The sequence below is a fragment of the Synechococcus elongatus PCC 6301 genome, assembly GCF_000010065.1.
Lineage (GTDB): Bacteria > Cyanobacteriota > Cyanobacteriia > Synechococcales > Synechococcaceae > Synechococcus > Synechococcus elongatus.
In genome coordinates this window covers 582,967-600,505 of sequence record NC_006576.1, presented here as the reverse complement: position 1 = coordinate 600,505, position 17,539 = coordinate 582,967, and the positions used below count along the sequence as shown (strand labels likewise).

The 17,539-nt window shown below is 58.0% G+C and carries 15 protein-coding genes; 4 read left to right on the top strand and 11 right to left on the bottom strand.

Annotation, left to right across the window (positions count from 1 at the left end):
- Positions 1-30 precede the first annotated feature (30 nt).
- From purU to SYC_RS02720, 10 genes are all read right to left on the bottom strand, one after another.
- Positions 31-885 (bottom strand): formyltetrahydrofolate deformylase, encoded by an 855-nt coding sequence (gene purU / locus SYC_RS02775; RefSeq protein WP_011242849.1) that lies wholly within the window; start codon positions 883-885, stop codon positions 31-33.
- 164 nt (positions 886-1,049) lie between these two features.
- The gene (locus tag SYC_RS13350; protein WP_162010018.1) at positions 1,050-1,463 is read right to left on the bottom strand and encodes a helix-turn-helix domain-containing protein; all 414 of its coding nucleotides are present in this window, start codon (positions 1,461-1,463) and stop codon (positions 1,050-1,052) included.
- 206 nt (positions 1,464-1,669) lie between these two features.
- Positions 1,670-2,401 carry a pseudouridine synthase gene (locus SYC_RS02765; protein WP_011242847.1) on the bottom strand — a complete coding sequence of 244 codons (732 nt, stop codon included), beginning with the start codon at positions 2,399-2,401 and terminating at the stop codon, positions 1,670-1,672.
- A gap of 14 nt (positions 2,402-2,415) precedes the next feature.
- Positions 2,416-3,657, bottom strand: coding sequence for a sensor histidine kinase (locus tag SYC_RS02760; protein ID WP_011242846.1), 1,242 nt, complete (start codon positions 3,655-3,657; stop codon positions 2,416-2,418).
- A 12-nt stretch (positions 3,658-3,669) separates the two neighbouring features.
- On the bottom strand, positions 3,670-4,443 hold the full coding sequence (locus SYC_RS02755; RefSeq protein ID WP_011242845.1) for a response regulator transcription factor: 774 nt from the start codon (positions 4,441-4,443) through the stop codon (positions 3,670-3,672).
- Positions 4,444-5,089: 646 nt separating this feature from the next.
- Entirely contained in the window at positions 5,090-5,326 is a 237-nt protein-coding gene (locus SYC_RS02745) for a hypothetical protein (RefSeq protein WP_011377830.1), read from the bottom strand.
- A gap of 3 nt (positions 5,327-5,329) precedes the next feature.
- Positions 5,330-8,116, bottom strand: coding sequence for a hybrid sensor histidine kinase/response regulator (locus tag SYC_RS02740; protein ID WP_011242844.1), 2,787 nt, complete (start codon positions 8,114-8,116; stop codon positions 5,330-5,332).
- A 2-nt stretch (positions 8,117-8,118) separates the two neighbouring features.
- Positions 8,119-10,638, bottom strand: a complete 2,520-nt coding sequence (locus SYC_RS02735) for a methyl-accepting chemotaxis protein (RefSeq protein ID WP_011242843.1) — start codon at positions 10,636-10,638, stop codon at positions 8,119-8,121.
- Positions 10,639-10,653: 15 nt separating this feature from the next.
- Positions 10,654-11,136 (bottom strand): chemotaxis protein CheW, encoded by a 483-nt coding sequence (locus SYC_RS02730; RefSeq protein ID WP_011242842.1) that lies wholly within the window; start codon positions 11,134-11,136, stop codon positions 10,654-10,656.
- A 261-nt stretch (positions 11,137-11,397) separates the two neighbouring features.
- A complete protein-coding gene (locus SYC_RS02720; protein WP_011242841.1) occupies positions 11,398-12,159 on the bottom strand; it encodes a YebC/PmpR family DNA-binding transcriptional regulator in 762 nt (253 codons plus the stop codon).
- Between the two features lie 118 nt (positions 12,160-12,277).
- Between SYC_RS02720 and SYC_RS02715 the strand changes: the two genes are divergently transcribed.
- The 4 genes from SYC_RS02715 (at position 12,278) to SYC_RS02700 (ending at position 16,775) form a co-directional block, all read left to right on the top strand.
- Entirely contained in the window at positions 12,278-12,913 is a 636-nt protein-coding gene (locus SYC_RS02715; RefSeq protein ID WP_011242840.1) for a hypothetical protein, read from the top strand.
- 87 nt (positions 12,914-13,000) lie between these two features.
- Positions 13,001-14,500, top strand: coding sequence for a 4-alpha-glucanotransferase (gene malQ / locus SYC_RS02710; protein ID WP_011242839.1), 1,500 nt, complete (start codon positions 13,001-13,003; stop codon positions 14,498-14,500).
- Positions 14,497-15,447, top strand: a complete 951-nt coding sequence (locus SYC_RS02705; RefSeq protein WP_011242838.1) for an o-succinylbenzoate synthase — start codon at positions 14,497-14,499, stop codon at positions 15,445-15,447. The genes malQ and SYC_RS02705 overlap by 4 nt, the downstream gene beginning before the upstream one ends.
- A complete protein-coding gene (locus tag SYC_RS02700) occupies positions 15,432-16,775 on the top strand; it encodes a 2-succinylbenzoate--CoA ligase (RefSeq protein ID WP_011242837.1) in 1,344 nt (447 codons plus the stop codon). Before SYC_RS02705 ends, SYC_RS02700 begins: the two co-directional genes overlap by 16 nt.
- Here SYC_RS02700 and SYC_RS02695 read toward each other — a convergent pair.
- Positions 16,750-17,538 (bottom strand): DUF1350 family protein, encoded by a 789-nt coding sequence (locus tag SYC_RS02695; protein ID WP_011242836.1) that lies wholly within the window; start codon positions 17,536-17,538, stop codon positions 16,750-16,752. The two genes, SYC_RS02700 and SYC_RS02695, sit on opposite strands and share 26 nt — an antisense overlap.
- Between the last annotated feature and the right edge of the window lies 1 nt (position 17,539).

Here is a 17,539-nt window from a genome sequence, read left to right as displayed (position 1 = left end):
TTCCTTGTCTTGCCACTTCAAATCAACAGCTTAAGCAAACACAACGGTGCGATTCCGGTAAGTCAGCACCCGATGTTGCAGGTGTAAACGCACCGCACGCGCTAGGACGATCCGCTCCAAGTCCTTGCCTTTACGAACGAGATCATCAGCATCATCACGATGACTAACCCGCACTACATCTTGTTCAATAATTGGCCCTTCATCTAAATCGGGCGTTACATAGTGAGCTGTGGCTCCAATAATTTTGACGCCTCGCTCATAGGCCCGTTGGTAAGGATTGGCACCGGCAAAAGCAGGCAAAAAGGAGTGGTGAATATTAATTACTTGGGGAAACTGAGCCAAGAACTCAGAACTCAGAGCTTGCATGTATTTCGCGAGCACCACGAGATCAATCCCATAGTCAGCGATCGCTGCTAGCTGGCGAGCTTCCTGCTCTGCTTTCGTCTCGCGAGTAATGGGCAAATGAAGAAAATCAATACCAAATTGTTCAGCGATCGGACGTAATTTGTCGTGATTGCTAATAATCAGTGGAATTTCTGCATCCAGTTCTCCGGCTTGCTGTCGCCACAGTAGGTCGAGGAGGCAATGATCCTGCTTGCTAACCCAGAGACTAAGCCGTGGTTTGCGATCGGAAAAATGCAATTGCCACTGCGCTCCCAAGGGGCGAGCGACCGCTTCAAACGCAGGGCCAATTAACTCGCGATCGAGGTTAAATCCAGTGAGTTCCCACTCAATCCGACTCAGGAACAGCCCCGCCTCAAAATCCGTGTGCTGGTCGGCGTCAATAATGTTGCCACCATTCGCAAAGATGAAATTGGAAATGCGGGCGACGAGACCTTGCTGATCAGGACAGGAGATCAGCAGCGTAGCGGTGGGGCGTTTCATCGGGGGCTGCGACGCAGCTCTGTGCTGCCAAACAAGAGGGACATTGAGGGGACCTTTCCTGGGAATAGAACCACTACCGAGGGTAGCGATCGCCCGATTGCCAGAAAAAGCCGTGCCAAGGGCACGATCTGTCACTTTATCAGGCTTGCCGAGCAACCGGCGGCTTACTGCACTGGTGCTGACGTTGTCGGAATTTGACGTAATTGCTCAGTTAAGTTGGCAGGCGCTGCATCGAGGGGCTGGGCCTGCTGCTGAGGTGGCCGGGGAGCTGGAGCCGGTGGTGGCAAAAACTCCTCGACTGGCAGGGCCGGAATCGGCTGCTGCAAGTTCACCCCTTGCAGGGCGGCACGGCGCATCAACCAGCTCAAACCATTGATGGCTAACAGCACAAAGAGCAGATAGAGCAGATACCACTGCCAAGTTCGCAGGCGACCGAGTGGCTGATCACTGGGGCGATCGCTGCGAGAGATAGGTAAGGCAATCAGTGCTCGCAGCTCATCGGCGTACTGCTGGCCGTCGAGACCGAGGGCGTCGGCATAGCGGCGCACCATCCCCTGGATGTAGACCCGCTCGGGCAAACTCTCGCTGCGCCCTTCTTCGATCGCCCAGAGCTGTCGCCCGTTGAATCCGGGTCAGACGAGCGAGCTCCTCTAGGGATAAACCTAGGCTTTCGCGGTGCTCGCGCAGCAACAGCCCCCGTGGACTGAAAGCGCTGCTGCCATTGCTCTATCGGTGGCGGAGTGGCGCTCGGACGACGAAACAACATAGGGAGGACTTACTGGACTCAGGTTCCTTGTGCGAGCTGACGGAGGCGATAAACTTCGGCCGCCGTTAAAGAACGATACTCCCCTGGCTGTAACGATCCCAAACGCAATGGCCCGATCGCGACTCGGGTCAGGCGTAAAACTGGATGCCCCAACTGCTCGGCAACCCGACGAATTTGCCGATTTCGGCCTTCGTGCAAAATCACTTCGAGCAGCGTCGATTCAGCGCGATCGTGCAGGATTCGCACACCTGCCGGCAGCGTTTGATAGTCGTCTAGCCAAACCCCCGATCGCCAGTGCTCTAGCACCGAGGCTGGCGGATGACCTTCGACCCAAACGCGATAGGTTTTCTCGATGTGAAAGCGGGGATGGCTGATTTGATAGGTCAGTTCGCCGTCATTGCAGAGTAAGAGCAAGCCGCTGCTATCGGTATCCAGCCGTCCCACCGGATGCAGCCCCGGCCGAAATTCTGGATCGACGAGATCAATGACGGTGCGCCGCCGCTGCGGATCACGGCAGGTGGAGACTACACCCACAGGTTTATGGAGCAGCAGATAACGGGCCTCGGGCCGATGCTTGGGGCGTAGCCGTTTGCCATCCAAGTGAATGCGATCGCGCTTGAGGTCAGCCTGCTGGCCAATTTCAGCGACGCGGCCATTGATCGTAACTCGTCCTTGTTGGATCCACTGTTCCGCCTGTCGTCGGGAGGCGACACCCAATTGCGACAAAATCTTCTGCAGCCGTTCGGCCATGCTCTCACTACGGCTCAGCCGCTGCGACGTCCAGTTCCGATCTTAAGCGCAGGGGTGAGGGATGGTTCTTGGGGCAGTTGTACCCGCAGCCAAGCCCCGCCGGTGACGGGATGATTGCGCGCCGAGATTCGCCCTTGGTGGGCTTCGACGACCTGCCGTGCGATCGCCAGACCCAAGCCACTACCGGGACTGCTAGAACTCGCTGCTGCTGGTCGCACGCGTGAGGGATCGCCACGATAGAAACGCTCAAAGAGGTAGGACAAATCGGCATCGGCAAAGCCAGGGCCGTCGTCGTAGAGATCGCAGATCCAGGTGTCGCCGCGCTGCCGTAGTTCTACATAGAGACAGCCGCCGCTGGGACTATGGCGAATGGCGTTATCCACTAGATTGAGCCAGAGACGAAAAAGCCTTTGGCGATCGCCCCGCACAAATCCCTGCTCTGGCCCTTGATAAGCCCAACCCAGTCGCAGCGGTTCTGCCAGCGGCTCTAAGCTATTGCGCACCGAGGTCAGCAGGGCGACAAGGTCCACTGCTTCGAGCTTCTGCAAGCCACTTGGCCCCTGCTCCAGCCGGCTTAACTCCAGCAGATCCTGCACCAACTGCCCAAGCCGTTGGGTCTCGCCCAACAAGCGATCGACCCAAACCTGCGGTTCATCCTGAAGGCGATCGCGCAGGGCTTCTGCCAATAGGCGAATCGACGTCAGGGGCGTTTTCAACTCATGGGCAACATCCGGGACCCAGCGGTTACGTTGCTGTGCCAAGTCCACCAGCTCCTGCCGGTCTTCGATCAACACTCCAATCTGACCATTGCTGAGGGGAATTGCCTGACCCTGCACAGGGCGTGGTGTTTGGGGAACTACCTGCAACGGATCGGGGTTGACTGGGGTCAAGGTCCAGCGATCGGTTTGGGGGGCATTGGCCGCCCGACAGCGGGCCACCAAGCGGTCGAGCTCGTAGGAGCGCACCACCTCTAGTAGGGGACGACAGTAATCCTCGGGTGGTAGGGCTAACAGGACCCGAGCGGAGCGATTGGCCTCCAGCACCAGATTGTCGGCATCTAGCAACAGGAAACTAACGGGCAGATCTTCTAGTAGGCGATCGCGATCGCGGAGATCCGTTGTGATCTGCTCGAGCTGAGGCTCCAGGGAACTCACAGCCGCCAGCATCGGCTTAACCTTGACGGGCGATCGCCATTTGCGAGCCCAGCGCCAAAGACTGGCCGTGAGGAGACCGAGTGCAAATTCCCATGCAGCCATGGCATTCTCTGACTAACCTAGGCGGTAGCCAAAGCCTCGAACGGTGAGCAGATAGCTGGGGTTGCTGGGATTGGCTTCAATCTTTTCGCGTAGCCAGCGGATATGCACATCGATCGTTTTGCTATCCCCCATGAAATCGATACCCCAAATTTTTTCGAGCAACTGATCGCGCGACCAAACCCGACGCGGGTGGCGCATGAAGAGCTCTAATAACCGAAACTCCTTGGGCGACAAGGTCAGCTCGCGATCGTCTAGCAAGACCCGACATTCTTCTGGAAAAAGTTTTAAGCCTTCGTAGCGCAACACGGCAGGAGTCTCGGCGGGCTGATTTTGGCTGCGCCGCAGCAGCGCTCGACACCGCGCCACCAACTCGCGGGTACCGAAGGGTTTTGTCAAATAATCATCGGCTCCAATTTCAAGCCCAACCACGCGATCGGTTTCCGTATCCTTGGCGCTGAGCATCAAAATCGGCACTGTCACCCCCTGCCGCCGCAATAATCGGCAGAAATCTAGGCCATTGACTGCCGGCAACATCAGGTCAAGGACAACGAGATCGGGGTTTTCAGTCACCGATCCGGCCTCAGGACTATCGCTGCGGAAGTAATTGAGAGCAGTTCGGCCGTCCGCTGCCACATCGACCGTGAAGCCCTCCTGCTGCAGCACTAACGCCACCATGTCCCGAATCACGGCTTCATCTTCAACCACCAGGATGCGCGACGCCGGTGACGCGGCTGGGGGCACGACGGTCAGCGATTCCATGGATTCATCGAGTGGGTTGGAGGTCATTGGATCAGCCTATTGTCTAGCCAGCCACAGAGTGCAGCGATCGCTACGTCGCCAGCAATACACTGCCGCGAGCTTAGACGATCGGCATTGGGGTTGACAGCCGGCGATCGCGAGGAGAGAGGGATTCATCCTCGAGCAAGTTCACGATGAGCGAGGTTCTTGCCGTCCTCGATGCCTATGGCTTGCAAGATCGAGTTCCCTGCTGTTTCAGCCCTTGAACCAAGCGCAATCCATCAATTTGGATGAGATTCAGCGAAAGCATCGGGTATCTCTCAATGCTGTCTGCGCCGAAGCGAAACGCAACGGCTTGATTGGTTGGTGATGCCCTGAGCATCAAAACCGAAGCGCCAGTCTCAACGCTGGAACAGTGACCACCGGCAGGCTCGCTCGGGCTGTCGAGGTTCAAACCACCACCACACAACTGTCTAGAAGCAGACAAGATAGCAAGACCCACATGATGCGATTAGAGAGTGCCTATAACCGCTTCTGTCGCACTATGTTGATTAATCACACCACAACAGTTTGTCTTTTAGACCTGCCATGGTGCTGCCTTTTCTTATTTGTTTATTGATTCGTGATCTCAGGTTGATAACACTCGATTGCTTCCCCTAATGGGTCTCAGTCAGTAATCCCAAAGCAGCTGTTCTTAGGTACGGCCAGGCTTGTTCCGAGTCGGGTCCAAAACGTCCCCTGCTTCTAGATCCAAAGGCTGATCTGCCTGACGCTGAGCCTGCTCTTGGCGATCGCGTTCCGATTGCCAGTGCAACATTCCACCAGCCACAATCGCCGGAACCGCTGATAACCAGCGATCGCGACGAGTCGTGGGTAGGAAAAGGCAAAATAGCCCGAAGAGAGCGAGGGCAATGCCCGCAAAACGTTCCATCGTTTAAATGAGTCGTTCGCCATTTCTCAAGCGAGCCGAGGCTTCCAACAGCTGCTCTTTTAGATAGGGTTTTGTGAAGTAAGCCCGAGCGCCCAAGTGGGCAGCAATTTGACGATGGCGATCAGCGCCTCGCGATGTCAGCATCGCCACCGGTAAACTCCGCAGCTTGGGATCAGCCTGAAGCCGCTCTAAGAGCTCTAGCCCATTCATCTTCGGCATTTCGATATCGCAGAAAACCAAATCGCAGGGCAGACCCGAATAGAGCTTCTTTAGGGCTTCTTGGCCGTTGCGCGCTTGTTCCACCACATAGCCCGCCTTTTTGAAGGTCATCGACAGCAGCTCACGCACCGTGATCGAGTCATCGACGATCAGCACCATCGGTTCTGTATTGGTTCTCGTCTCGCCAGCACTGGGGGCTACGGGGGCTACTTGACGCTGACGGACGCGGCCGTAGGCAATATCAAACAGTTCCAAGACGTCCACGATCGGCATGACCTGACCGTCAGAGCGGACGGTGATGCCCAAGATCTCGAGGGGTTTGGCGATCGGACCTTCGATCTGCTTGATCACAATTTCCCGTTCCCCTTCAATCTGATCGGTCTGAACGGCGAGGTACTCGTTGTCATTACGCAGAACGACAATCGAGACGACACCGTCATCGCCCAGACTGTTGTAATAGCGCGATCGCCCAAACGGCAGATGGAAGTCGAGGAGGGATGAGAGCGGGAAGACGGGGAGCGACAAATTGTGCCAATCCAGGCGCAACTGCCCCTGGGGATCCATCGCGAGGCGCTGCTGGGGAATATCCAGCATTTCCTCAACGCTATCCATCGGGAGGGCCAAACGCGCCCGTTCGTGGAGGCAGGTCAAAGCCTTGGTAATCGAGAGAGCGAGGGGCAAGCGGAAGGTAAAGGTTGTCCCTTTCCCCAGCTCCGAATCCACCACGATCTCGCCCTGAATTTCATGGAGCGCCCGGCGAACCACATCTAGCCCCACCCCGCGGCCCGCCAATTCATCGGCCTGATCTCGGGTACTGAAGCCGGGTCGGAACAGGAGTTCATAGATCTCCCGCACCCGCATCCCTGCGGCTTCTTCTGGGGTGATCAAACCCCGTGCCAAAGCTTTGAGCTTGACCTGCTCAGCATCGATCCCGGCCCCATCATCGGTAACAGTGATTAGGGTCCGATTGCCCTGGAGTGAGGCACGAACGACCAGGGTTCCCTCCGCTGATTTATTGCGGTATTGGCGAATTTCTGCCGTTTCAATGCCATGACTGAGGGCGTTGTTGATCAGGTGAGTCATGGGCGCCTGCAGTTTCTGCAGGATCATCTTGTCAATCAAGATGTCTTTCCCTTCGATCTCCAGACGGGCACCCTTGCCACAGCGCCGTGAGATTTCGCGGACAGCCCGTGGCAGTTGATCCGTCAGGTCCGAGAAGGGGACCATTCGAGTCTGGTTCAACTCGCTTTGCAACTGCAGGGTAATTTGCTGGAAGTTGCGGGTCAGTTGGTCAAAGGGTTCATTGACCATGAAGTCAATGTCCGAGGCTGCCTCGCGCAGACGGACTAGCAATTCCATCATTTCTTGAGAAATGGAATGGAAACCACTAAAGCGATCGAGTTCGAGGTCGTCGAATTGCTCGGTGGGAAAGGTCGAAGCTCCGGCAGAGCCAGCGGCTGTAGAACTACCAACTAGTTGGCGACGTGCAGCGAGGGCAGTTTCCAGAAGCGATCGCTCGTAGAGCTCCCGCATCCGCTCACCCAAATCACCCAGCTGGTGCACCTGTAGCATCAGGTTTTCGAGGGTTTCCCGTAGGTGGGACTGATCGCTTTCGAGGGTATTCCGGCTGACGACAATCTCCCCGACTAGGTTGCTGAGGTTATCCAACTGACGCACCGGCACCCGCAGAGTCTGTTCAAAGACAACGGGGGTTTTGCCATTGTCCTGGGTACGGGCCTTAGCCACTGGCTCTAGCGTCAGGGCCACCGGCAGACGGGGAGCGGCTTGGATGACCGCACTCAGAATGTCGTCCTTGATGCCCAAGCTGAGGGGCTGCTCGTGGGGGTGCTGCGTCAAGTCAGCGATCGCAGCTTCCAGGGCTTTGACCTGGGCCACAATGTCGATTTCGACCGTCTCAGACTCTTCTTCGCTGGCCTCAATCCAGTCCTCGAGGTCAAAGTTGAGGTCCTCTAAAGCTGGGCGATCGCCGTCGCTTCCCTGGCCAGCGATCGGGCTGGGAGTTTCCTCGAGGTCGCCCAGGAGCTGATCGAGGGTCTGCTCCAAATCAGGAGTCGGCGGCAGCAAGACTGTCTCAAAATCTTGGGTCAGCAAGTCTTCGAGCGTGCTGGTAACGGCGGATTGATCCGGTGGCACTTGCACAGCTGCCTGCAGCATCTCCTGCAAAACCTGGAGCTGTTCAATCAGGGGGTTCCCTTCCTCGGGCACCACAGCCTGCTCTTCAACGCCCGCTTCAATGCGATCGGTCGCCGTAATCAGCAGCGCGGCGGCCCGTTGAAACAGCGGGAGACTCACCTCGTAGTCGGGCAACTCGGCTTCAGATAGCAGAGACAGGCAAGTCTCGAGTCCAGCTGCCAGTTGCCGGAAGGTTTCGAACTTGAGCAGGGCGGCTCCACCCTTGAGCGAATGCGCGGCCCGCGAAGCGTCTGCAAAGGTTTTTGCATCCGGCAGCCCAGCTTCCATCTGGCCAATCATCTGGGTCAGCAGCTGGAGATTTTCACGCGTTTCTCGTAGAAACAGCGATCGCAAAACGTTATCACTGGTGGACGACATGCTCAGTTCTCCTTAGCAGCCGATGCTTGTAGGCGGAAGCGGTCCACAGACTCTCGCAACGTCCCTGCAATATTTACCAAGCCCTGCAGGGAAGCAGCCACTTGCTGCGCCTCTTGAGAGGTGTTTTGAGCGGTGGTCTCCACCGACTGCATCACCTCGGCCATGCTGCGAGACATGGCGGTCTGTTGCACAGTGTCGGCCGTAATCGATTGGACAAGGTCGTCAATTTTGGTCGAAACCTGAATGATTTCATCAAGAGCACCACGGGCCTGTTCTGCCAGTCGCGTCCCTTGAATCACCTGCTGGGTACCCTCCTCCATGGCAGTCATTACCAAACCTGTCTCACTCTGAATCTTGAGCACGATCTGCTCAATCTCCTTCGAGGACTTCGCGGCGCGATCGGCCAGCTGGCGAACCTCATCCGCAACGATCGCAAACCCTCGTCCGGCTTGACCGGCCCGAGCTGCCTCAATGCTGGCGTTGAGTGCCAACAGGTTGGTTCGTGAAGCGACCTGCGAGATCAGCGCCACGATCTTGGAAATTTCTTGGGAAGACTCGGCCAGCTTCTTCACCTTGCGGGTTGTTTCGGCCACCGTTTCGCGAATCCGCAAAATCCCTGAGAGGGTCTTGTCAACCGCCTCACCGCCCTTGAGAGCTGTTTGCGAAGCAGCGCGGGCGACCGACTCCGCTTCGCTGGCACTGATGGCAACCCGTTGAATCGACTCCGTCATCACCTGGACTGAGTTGAGGGCAGCGGCGAGTTCCTCGGCTTGGTGGAGCGCTTCCGCTGACAGGTTTTTCGCGGACTGTTCGTTGTCGGTTGCGGCTGCGTTGACCTGCAGTGCTGCATCGCGCACCTGGGCCACGATCTCGCGTAGGTTCTGAATCGTCAGGTTGAACGAGTCCGCCACGGCCCCGAGAACGTCGGCCGTCACCTCAGCCTGAACGGTCAAGTCACCGTGGGCTACCCCCTCTACGTCGTCCAGCAGACGAATCACCTGGTTTTGGAGGCCTTCCCGTTGCTGCTCTAGGGTGGTCAGGCGCTTCTCTTGGCGGTTGATGCGATCGCCCAAGACACTGCGCATACGATCGAAGCGCAGGGCCAACATCCCGACATCATCGTTGCCACCGACTTGGAGAGGCGTTTCAAAGTCGCCATTACTCATCTGCTGGCACTGTTCATTAAGTCGCTCCAGCAGATCGCGGTAGCGCTTGCCCGTCCGGTTCTGCAGCTGCAGAGCAATACCAGCAGAGGCAGCCCCAGCCACAGCCATGCTGGCCATGCTGGCGAGCACAACGCGGTTGCGGGCTTCGGGTGTTGAAGCTTGCCAGCCAACCACCCCTACGGCAGCAGCAGCTAGGGCTGAGACCAGGGCGATTAAGCCAACACGGGTTTCTGCTGTTTGCTTGGGCGGGGTTGGTAAGGCTTTGGGTGCATTGCTGGCAGGAGTGGCCGCAACAGCTGCCCGATTGGCTTTGGTCTCTTGGGGGCGCAGCGGGGACGTCACTGGTTGCCGAGCGATCGCGGCAGCTTCAGCGAGGTTGGGCGGCGTGGGTAGGTTCTCGAGAACGGGGGCAGGACTGGCTTTCAGCTCGGGCTGAGGCGCAACGGCAGTTTCTGCTGCACCGAGCACCTCTTTGGCCACTTCATCAGCGATCGCGTCAAAACTGACCGGCCCCGGTTCCTCCAGCCCAGCAGTAGAAGCGGCTGGCTCACTGGCAACCTCTTCTGGCTCAGCCAAGGCGGCGAACTCTGCGGCCAGATCAACTTCTACGACAGTCTCGTCCGCTGTGATCGGCGGCTGCGATTCAGCAAGATCGACTTCTGGCGACAGCGGCTCTGGAATCGCCTCAGGCTCACTGGCGATCAGCGTTTCTGCCGCTGGGGCGATCGCTTCCTCTACTGCTGGCTCCGCTACCGCTGTCTCTTCAGCTTCCGCAGCCTCTGCCCAAGGTTCGGGACTCGATTCATCCGTGGACGAAAATGCTGATTCTTCTATGTCCGCTAACCAGGCTGGTGCCTCAGCCTCGGTCTCAGAGGCGGCAGGGCTAGCCGGATCGGTGGCAAAAGGATTGTCGCCATCATCGCGATCGGAGCTAGGTTCCTCTGCGATCGTATCCGTACCACTCAGCGGGGGCAAATCGAGTGCTAGGGCCGACGGATCCACTTGTTCGATCACCGGCAAAGCTGCCCCAATCGGCACAATCACCGTGCCTTCCATATCCGAACTAACGTCCTCGTGGGGGCGGCTATCACAACGGTCCATTCCCAGCAGAGCCTGCTCGAGAATGTCGGGATCGGGCGTGATTCCCCGGATCAGCTCGTACTCGACCCGTGCTTGGTCATTGCGCCCCAAGCTGTAGAAGATATGACCGCGCAGCAAGCGCAGGCGAGGATTCTGCGGCTCAGTCTGAACCAGTGCCTCAGCTAGCTCAGCTGCTTCACTGTAGTGGCCACTGAGGTACTCCTGTTCAACTTGCTCGTAGGAGAGGCTGCGGTCTTCAGATGCCATCGAAGTCATAGCGCTTAGGGGGAACTAGAGGGACCAGTGCTGGGGGTTGAGGATAACGGTGGGGTCTAAGACACGGATTGCCCGCCCAGTTTCCGTGGCAGGGCGTTCACCCCGACAAAAGGTCTGGAGTTTTGCAGGGCCGCTAATCGGCTGTAGCTCCTGTCGATTCAACCAAACCATGCCGCCGAGTTGATCGATCATCACGGCCATCAGAACATTGCCATGCTCGATCGCCAGCAGCGGCACCTCGGGACGATCCGAGCGGAATTGACTCGGCAGGCCCAACAACTGAGCTAGGTCACCTACCCAAATCACGCGACCGCGTAAATTGAACATACCCAAGACCTGCTTAGCAACATTGGGCATTGGCGTGATCGAATCAGCGGGTTGGAGAATCACTTCTCGCACGCTAGTTGCCGCAAACGCAAAAATTTCCCCCTTGCTGACTTGAAAAGCAAGATAGGGATCCCCCTGCGACTGGGGCTCGGTGGAGATGGGATCGGCCATAGCGAGGGTATTTGCAGCCCTAAACCTGCACCAAACTGTAGCGTACGTCTATTGTTCAGACGAGTACATGGACAAAACCGTGTCGGTGGTCACTATCTCTTGGAGATGCCTCTCGGGAGCGATCGCGACTGAATTGGGCTCCTCCCAGTGGGCAGACCAATCACCGGAACAGGGAGATAACGGTGGATCCTGAAACTCTTCAGCGTAATCCTCATCAGCGCCAAGGTCGGTGGATAGATGATTCGACATTGAATTCAACATCTAGAGCGTGGCCTCAAGGGCGGTGACCAGTTCGGGCGGGAGTTCGAGATTGGCGGTGACGCTGCAGACGTCCTCGAGGGTTTCGAGGGTGTCTAATAAGCGCAGGAGCGATCGCGCCTGTTCCCCGTCCGTGACCAATTGATAGTCGTTGGGAATCCAGCGCAGTTCACTATCCTCGACGGGGTAGCCCAGTTGCCGCAGTTGTGTAGATAACGCTTCGAGATCGGCAATGCTGCAGTAGACGATCGCGCCACTCTCATCGAGGTCATAGGACTCAGCCGGCAGATCCAGTAAGGCTTTTAGTAGATCCGCCTCAGCGATTGCCCCAGTCAGCTGAACCACGCCGCGCTGGCGAAACATCCAACTGACACAGCCGGTCTCGCCCAAATTGCCACCCTGCTTACTAAAAGCGGCGCGGAGATTGGCGGCGGTACGGTTGCGGTTATCGGTTAGGGCTTCGATCAAAATGGCGATACCGCTGGGGCCATAGCCTTCGTAGCGCACTGACTCAAATTGCCGCCCGTCGCCGCTGAGGGTGCCTGCCCCTTTGGCGATCGCTCGCTCAATGTTGTCATTAGGGATGCCGGCCGCCTTGGCTTTTTCGATCGCCGTCCGTAGCTGAAAATTGGCGGCAGGATCCGGCAGTCCTTGTCGAGCTGCAACAATCATCGCCCGCGAAAGTCTGGCAAAAACCTGTGCTTTTTTGGCATCAACTCGCGCTTTTTGGCGCTTGATATTGGCCCATTTACTGTGACCAGCCATGATCCTCTCAATGCTGTCTTCACTCAGCCTAAAAGATGCTGTCGCCCCCGGCCCAGCCCGAAGCCAGTGGCGGATCTTGGTAGACTGCTGAGCATTCTTGCTGGGCTGCTTGGTTCTGATGCCCCCTTCTGCCCATCCCTCCGTTCACGACTGGCTGCAACAGGAAACGCCGGCGATTCAGCAGGCTTTTCAAGCCAATCCGTGGCAGACTGCCGCTCCCTTTGTTGCCCTCTACGAGCGCTATGGGGAACCGCTGCAAGCCCTTACCACCGATCGCATTGGGGCACCCACGCAAGCGGATTGGGCTGTGGCGCAGGCTTGGCGGCAAATTTGGCAAGCGTTGCAGTTAGCAGAAACAGCGTGGGACTGGCCCGACTATCAAGCTTTGGCGGAACGCTACTGGGCAGATCTCTGGCTGCCGCCAACTGAAGCGATCGCCTACGACTTACCCTCGATGCCGCCACCGCTCTGGGTGTATACCCAAGTCGCGATCGCCAATCTGCCCGGCATTGATCGCCTGCTACTAGCCTTGACCTACACCTATCGCTGGTCGCGATCGCAAGTACTCAATCAGTTGCAAATGCTGGGGCACCGTTTGGGTGAACCCCAACTCCGGCAGCTCCTAGAGATTGCAGAAGTGCGGCTGTTGGCGGCGCTACCCCCAGATCTTTTAGAGATTTACAGTGAGCTGGACTACATGGTGACTCACCAGGATGTGATCGCCACAGTCAGGCTTTGTCCCAGAAACGACTGAGTCTGGTGGGGAGCCCAGCAGCAACCGGCCGCGATCGGTCAACGCCTGCGGGTACGCTGAAAACGTCTTGCCCCTTGGAGTTGCGCCGTGTTTACACGAGCCGCCGGCATTTTGTTACATCCCACTTCGTTGCCGGGGCCATTCGGCAGCGGCGACCTTGGTCCGGCCTCGCGGCAGTTTCTTGACTGGTTGGCAACGGCGGGACAACAACTGTGGCAAGTGTTGCCCCTTGGGCCGACAGGCTATGGCTATTCGCCTTACCTCTGCTATTCCGCCTTGGCTGGCAATCCCGCTCTGATCAGCCCTGAACTCTTGGCAGAAGATGGCTGGCTCCAAGAATCGGACTGGGCAGACTGTCCTGCTTTTCCGAGCGATCGCGTCGATTTTGCCAGCGTCTTGCCCTATCGCGATCAACTGCTGCGCCGTGCCTACAGCCAATTCCTGCAAAGAGCGGCTTCCAGCGATCGCCAACTCTTTCAAGCTTTCTGTGAACAGGAAGCCCATTGGCTGGATGACTACGCCCTGTTCATGGCGATTAAGCTGGCTAGCCAAGGTCAGCCTTGGACAGAATGGCCGGAAGCGCTGCGTCAGCGGCAACCTCAAGCCTTGGCTAAAGCCCGCGATCGCTGGGGCGGCGAAATTGGCTTCCAGCAGTTTCTGCAGTGGCAATTTCGCGAGCAGTGGTTGGCCCTGCGGGAAGAAGCCCAAGCCCGCCATATTTCGCTGATTGGCGATATTCCGATCTACGTCGCTCATGACAGTGCGGACGTTTGGGCCAATCCTCAGTTCTTTGCCCTCGATCCTGAAACGGGCGCAGTTGATCAGCAGGCCGGTGTGCCGCCTGACTATTTCTCCGAAACCGGCCAACTCTGGGGCAATCCCGTCTACAACTGGGCTGCGCTGCAGGCGGATGGCTATCGCTGGTGGTTGCAACGGCTGCAACAGCTCCTCAGCTTAGTGGACTACATTCGCATCGACCACTTCCGCGGTTTAGAGGCGTTTTGGTCGGTTCCCGCTGGTGAAGAAACGGCGATCGACGGAGAGTGGGTCAAAGCCCCAGGCGCTGATCTGCTGAGCACGATTCGCCAAAAACTGGGAGCGCTACCGATTCTGGCAGAGGATCTCGGTGTGATTACGCCGGAGGTGGAAGCGCTGCGCGATCGCTTTGAGCTGCCGGGCATGAAGATTCTGCAGTTCGCCTTTGACTCTGGGGCCGGCAATGCCTATCTACCGCACAACTACTGGGGTCGTCGCTGGGTGGCTTACACCGGCACCCACGACAATGACACGACCGTCGGCTGGTTCCTGTCCCGCAATGACAGCGATCGCCAAACGGTGCTGGATTATCTGGGCGCAGAGTCGGGCTGGGAAATTGAGTGGAAGCTGATCCGCTTGGCTTGGAGCTCGACGGCAGATTGGGCGATCGCACCGCTCCAAGATGTCTTCGGGCTGGATAGCAGCGCCCGCATGAATCGACCGGGGCAAGCCACCGGCAACTGGGACTGGCGCTTCAGTGCCGACTGGCTGACGGGCGATCGTGCCCAACGCCTGCGGCGACTCTCGCAGCTCTATGGACGCTGTAGATGAGTTTTCGGTTCGCGTTTCGGCCCTATCAGCGCCGCTTGCGGCAACCCCTCCGTACTGCGCGGGATGCCCAGATCACGGTGCGATTGGGGATTTGGTTGCGCCTCGAAACCGACACGGAAGTCCGCTGGGGCGAAATTGCGCCTTGGCCCTCCTTCGGCAGTGAGACTTTGGCAGAGGCGATCGCTTTCTGCGAGGCTTTTCCCCCAGACCCTGAGTGGGAGGATCTCGCCACGGCGCCCGACTCGCTGCCAGCTTGTCAGTTTGGCTTTGGTTGCCTGCGGGAATCGAACGCTACTGACTTTCTCCCGACCAGTGCGGTGCTGCTACCTGCTGGGGCTGCTGCTTTGACCGCGATCGCGACGGCATCGCCTGCCACCACCTACAAGTGGAAAATCGGTCTGGATCTGGAAAGCGAACTAGATCTTCTTCCGCAACTCGATCGCCTGTTACCCTCAGCAGCAAAGCTGCGGCTGGATGCCAATGGCGGTCTGACCAAAGCACAAGCTGATCGCTTGCTACAAGTGCTGACTGCGATTAACGAACGTCGGTCTGGTCGGATTGAGTGGCTAGAGCAACCGCTGGATCCTAGTCAAGTCGATGACCTTCTCCAACTCGTGCAGGACTGGCCGCTGGTCGCGATCGCGTTGGATGAATCAGTGAGTCAGCTGTCATCCCTGCAGTTTTGGCAGGCCCAAGGCTGGCCCGGACTTTATGTCCTCAAACCGGCGATCGCGGGCTGGCCCCAAACCGTCCGGCAGTTTTGTCAGGTGCATCACCTGCCCGTCGTGGTCTCATCAATGTTTGAAAGTCCCATTGGTTGGCGAGCGGTTGCCGCGATCGCGGCGCAACTGGGGCGAGCCGATCAAGCCCAGGGCTTGGGAACTACCGCTTGGTTTACCGATGATTGGGAGAGCAAGACCGCAGCAGCCCTATGGCAACACCCCTAGAACTATTGACCTGCTGGGGACCCGATTGGTTAGCCAGTGGTCAGGGCGATCGCCTTGGACAGTTGGCAGAGCAGCGCTGGCTGAGTCTGCAAGGACGTCCAGCTCAGCGGGTGTTGATCGTTCATACAGATGCGATCGCCTATCTTGCTGACTGGATTGCAGCCGTCAGTGCTGGTTGGCCGGTCATCCTCGGTAACCCACATTGGCGGCGGCAGGAATGGGAGGCGATCGCCACGCAACTACAGCCGCAGCAGATTTGGGGCGAGGCTCCGATCGCGACTTCTGTGGGCATTGCCGATCCCCTTGAGACGGGCTGGATTGGCATTGCGACGGGAGGAAGTAGTGGCGGGTTGCGCTTTGCGGTGCAGACTTGGGAGCGACTGACGGCAGCTGCTTTGGCATTTCAGCGATCGCCCCTAATTGACGGTCAAGCGATCGCAGGCATCTGTAGCCTGCCTCTGCACCATGTCAGCGGCTTGATGGTGGCGGTGCGCAGTTTAGTGACGGGTGGCCCGCTCTGGCTGCTGCCTTGGTCCGAGCTGCAATCCGCGGAATGCTTGCCAACCTGTTCTGAGGCTGTCCTGTCGTTGGTACCGACTCAGTTACAGCGCTTGTTACCGCTGCGATCGCAGTGGCTCCAGCAGCGATTGCTGATTTTGCTGGGAGGCGCACCAGCTTGGCCGACCCTGCTCCAGCAGGCGCAGAACCTACAACTCCCGATCGCGCCTTGCTACGGCGCGACCGAAACGGCTGCTTTCATTAGCGTTCTTTTCCCACAGCAGTTTTTGGCAGTTTCTCGCGGCGTCGGAAAACCGCTACCGGGCGTCATGATCCAACTCAATGCCGATCGAACCGTAGCGATTCAATCCCCCAGTTTGGCCTTGGGCTACTGGCAGGGGCCGGGCCAAGTAGAGCCGATCATCGATGCCCAGGGCTTTTGGCAGAGCGGCGATCGTGGCGAATGGTCAGCGGATCACAGCCTGATTTTACTGGGGCGACAGGGCGATCGCATCCTCAGTGGTGGCGAGAAAATTTGGCCACTGGAAGTAGAAACGGTGCTCTACAACAGTGGTCTGGTTCGAGAAGTCTGTGTTGTGGGTTTGGCTGATCCTGACTGGGGGGAAGTGGTGGCCGCAGCCTATGTGCCTCAGCAACAAGCTGTGACGCCGGAACAACTCAAAGCTGCGATCGCGCCGGAGCTTGCACCCTACAAGCACCCTAAGCAATGGCTGAACTGCAGCGCTTTACCCCGCACGAGCCAGGGCAAACTCGATCGCACTGCCGTCCGTCAATTATTCGCGGCTAGACCACCGTTGCCGGCGCTGTGAGCTGGCGATCGCACCAGTCCGCGATCGCGGTCGTCACAACCTCTAAATCACGCCCCAACTCCCGACTGGCCAACTGCGAAACGCCATCCAACCAAGCCAAGCCGGTTTGCTGCGGCAGAGATTGCCCCACCGGCGTCAGGTGATTACCCGACAGGCGCAGCCATTCACTCGTTTCAGGGAAGCGATCGCGTAATGCCCCAATCAGATCGCGGGTCTGGTCAATTTCGTCATTGCGGAATTTGACCAGCAGATTATTCGCCACGCTATAGCGATCGCGGATCAAGCGCAGGGTACGAGCTGGCGAAGGTGAAAACTCGACCGTGACATCCAACGCTGGTGCTAACTGCCCCAGTAGCGGAATCGATCGCCGCGCTGAGTAATTGTTGAAGGCCAGTAAGACATTGCCACGGCGATCGCTGGTTTGGGCGCAACCCATCAGCAAATGCAACTTACTGCCCATGCTGTGACCGACTCCAAAGATCGGCAGTTCTGGCGATATCAGCCCCAAGGCGAGGAGGCGCTCGTAGGCTAAGCGGTAGCTGCGGCCGACCTCATCGGCCAGAGTCGTGTGGTCGAAGGTGTTGATAAACGGCGTGGCAATCACCGCAAAACCACGATCGCCCAAGCCTTCCAACAAGCGGCGATAAGTCACCTGAGGCGCAGCTGCAATGAATGCTCCACCCAAGAAATGCACGATTGCCTTGGGCGACTCGGGCAAGAGCACTGCATTGTTGTAAATCGTTTGCCAGAGTGGGGTTGCCATT

Excerpts from the sequence above, each read along its gene's own strand:
- purU (WP_011242849.1), bottom strand. The coding sequence starts at position 885 with ATGAAACGCCCCACCGCTACGCTGCTGATCTCCTGTCCTGATCAGCAA.
- SYC_RS02765 (WP_011242847.1), bottom strand. The coding sequence starts at position 2,401 with ATGGCCGAACGGCTGCAGAAGATTTTGTCGCAATTGGGTGTCGCCTCC.
- SYC_RS02760 (WP_011242846.1), bottom strand. The coding sequence starts at position 3,657 with ATGGCTGCATGGGAATTTGCACTCGGTCTCCTCACGGCCAGTCTTTGG.
- SYC_RS02755 (WP_011242845.1), bottom strand. The coding sequence starts at position 4,443 with ATGACCTCCAACCCACTCGATGAATCCATGGAATCGCTGACCGTCGTG.
- SYC_RS02745 (WP_011377830.1), bottom strand. The coding sequence starts at position 5,326 with ATGGAACGTTTTGCGGGCATTGCCCTCGCTCTCTTCGGGCTATTTTGC.
- SYC_RS02740 (WP_011242844.1), bottom strand. The coding sequence starts at position 8,116 with ATGTCGTCCACCAGTGATAACGTTTTGCGATCGCTGTTTCTACGAGAA.
- SYC_RS02735 (WP_011242843.1), bottom strand. The coding sequence starts at position 10,638 with ATGACTTCGATGGCATCTGAAGACCGCAGCCTCTCCTACGAGCAAGTT.
- SYC_RS02730 (WP_011242842.1), bottom strand. The coding sequence starts at position 11,136 with ATGGCCGATCCCATCTCCACCGAGCCCCAGTCGCAGGGGGATCCCTAT.
- SYC_RS02720 (WP_011242841.1), bottom strand. The coding sequence starts at position 12,159 with ATGGCTGGTCACAGTAAATGGGCCAATATCAAGCGCCAAAAAGCGCGA.
- SYC_RS02715 (WP_011242840.1), top strand. The coding sequence starts at position 12,278 with ATGCCCCCTTCTGCCCATCCCTCCGTTCACGACTGGCTGCAACAGGAA.
- SYC_RS02705 (WP_011242838.1), top strand. The coding sequence starts at position 14,497 with ATGAGTTTTCGGTTCGCGTTTCGGCCCTATCAGCGCCGCTTGCGGCAA.
- SYC_RS02700 (WP_011242837.1), top strand. The coding sequence starts at position 15,432 with ATGGCAACACCCCTAGAACTATTGACCTGCTGGGGACCCGATTGGTTA.
- SYC_RS02695 (WP_011242836.1), bottom strand. The coding sequence starts at position 17,538 with ATGGCAACCCCACTCTGGCAAACGATTTACAACAATGCAGTGCTCTTG.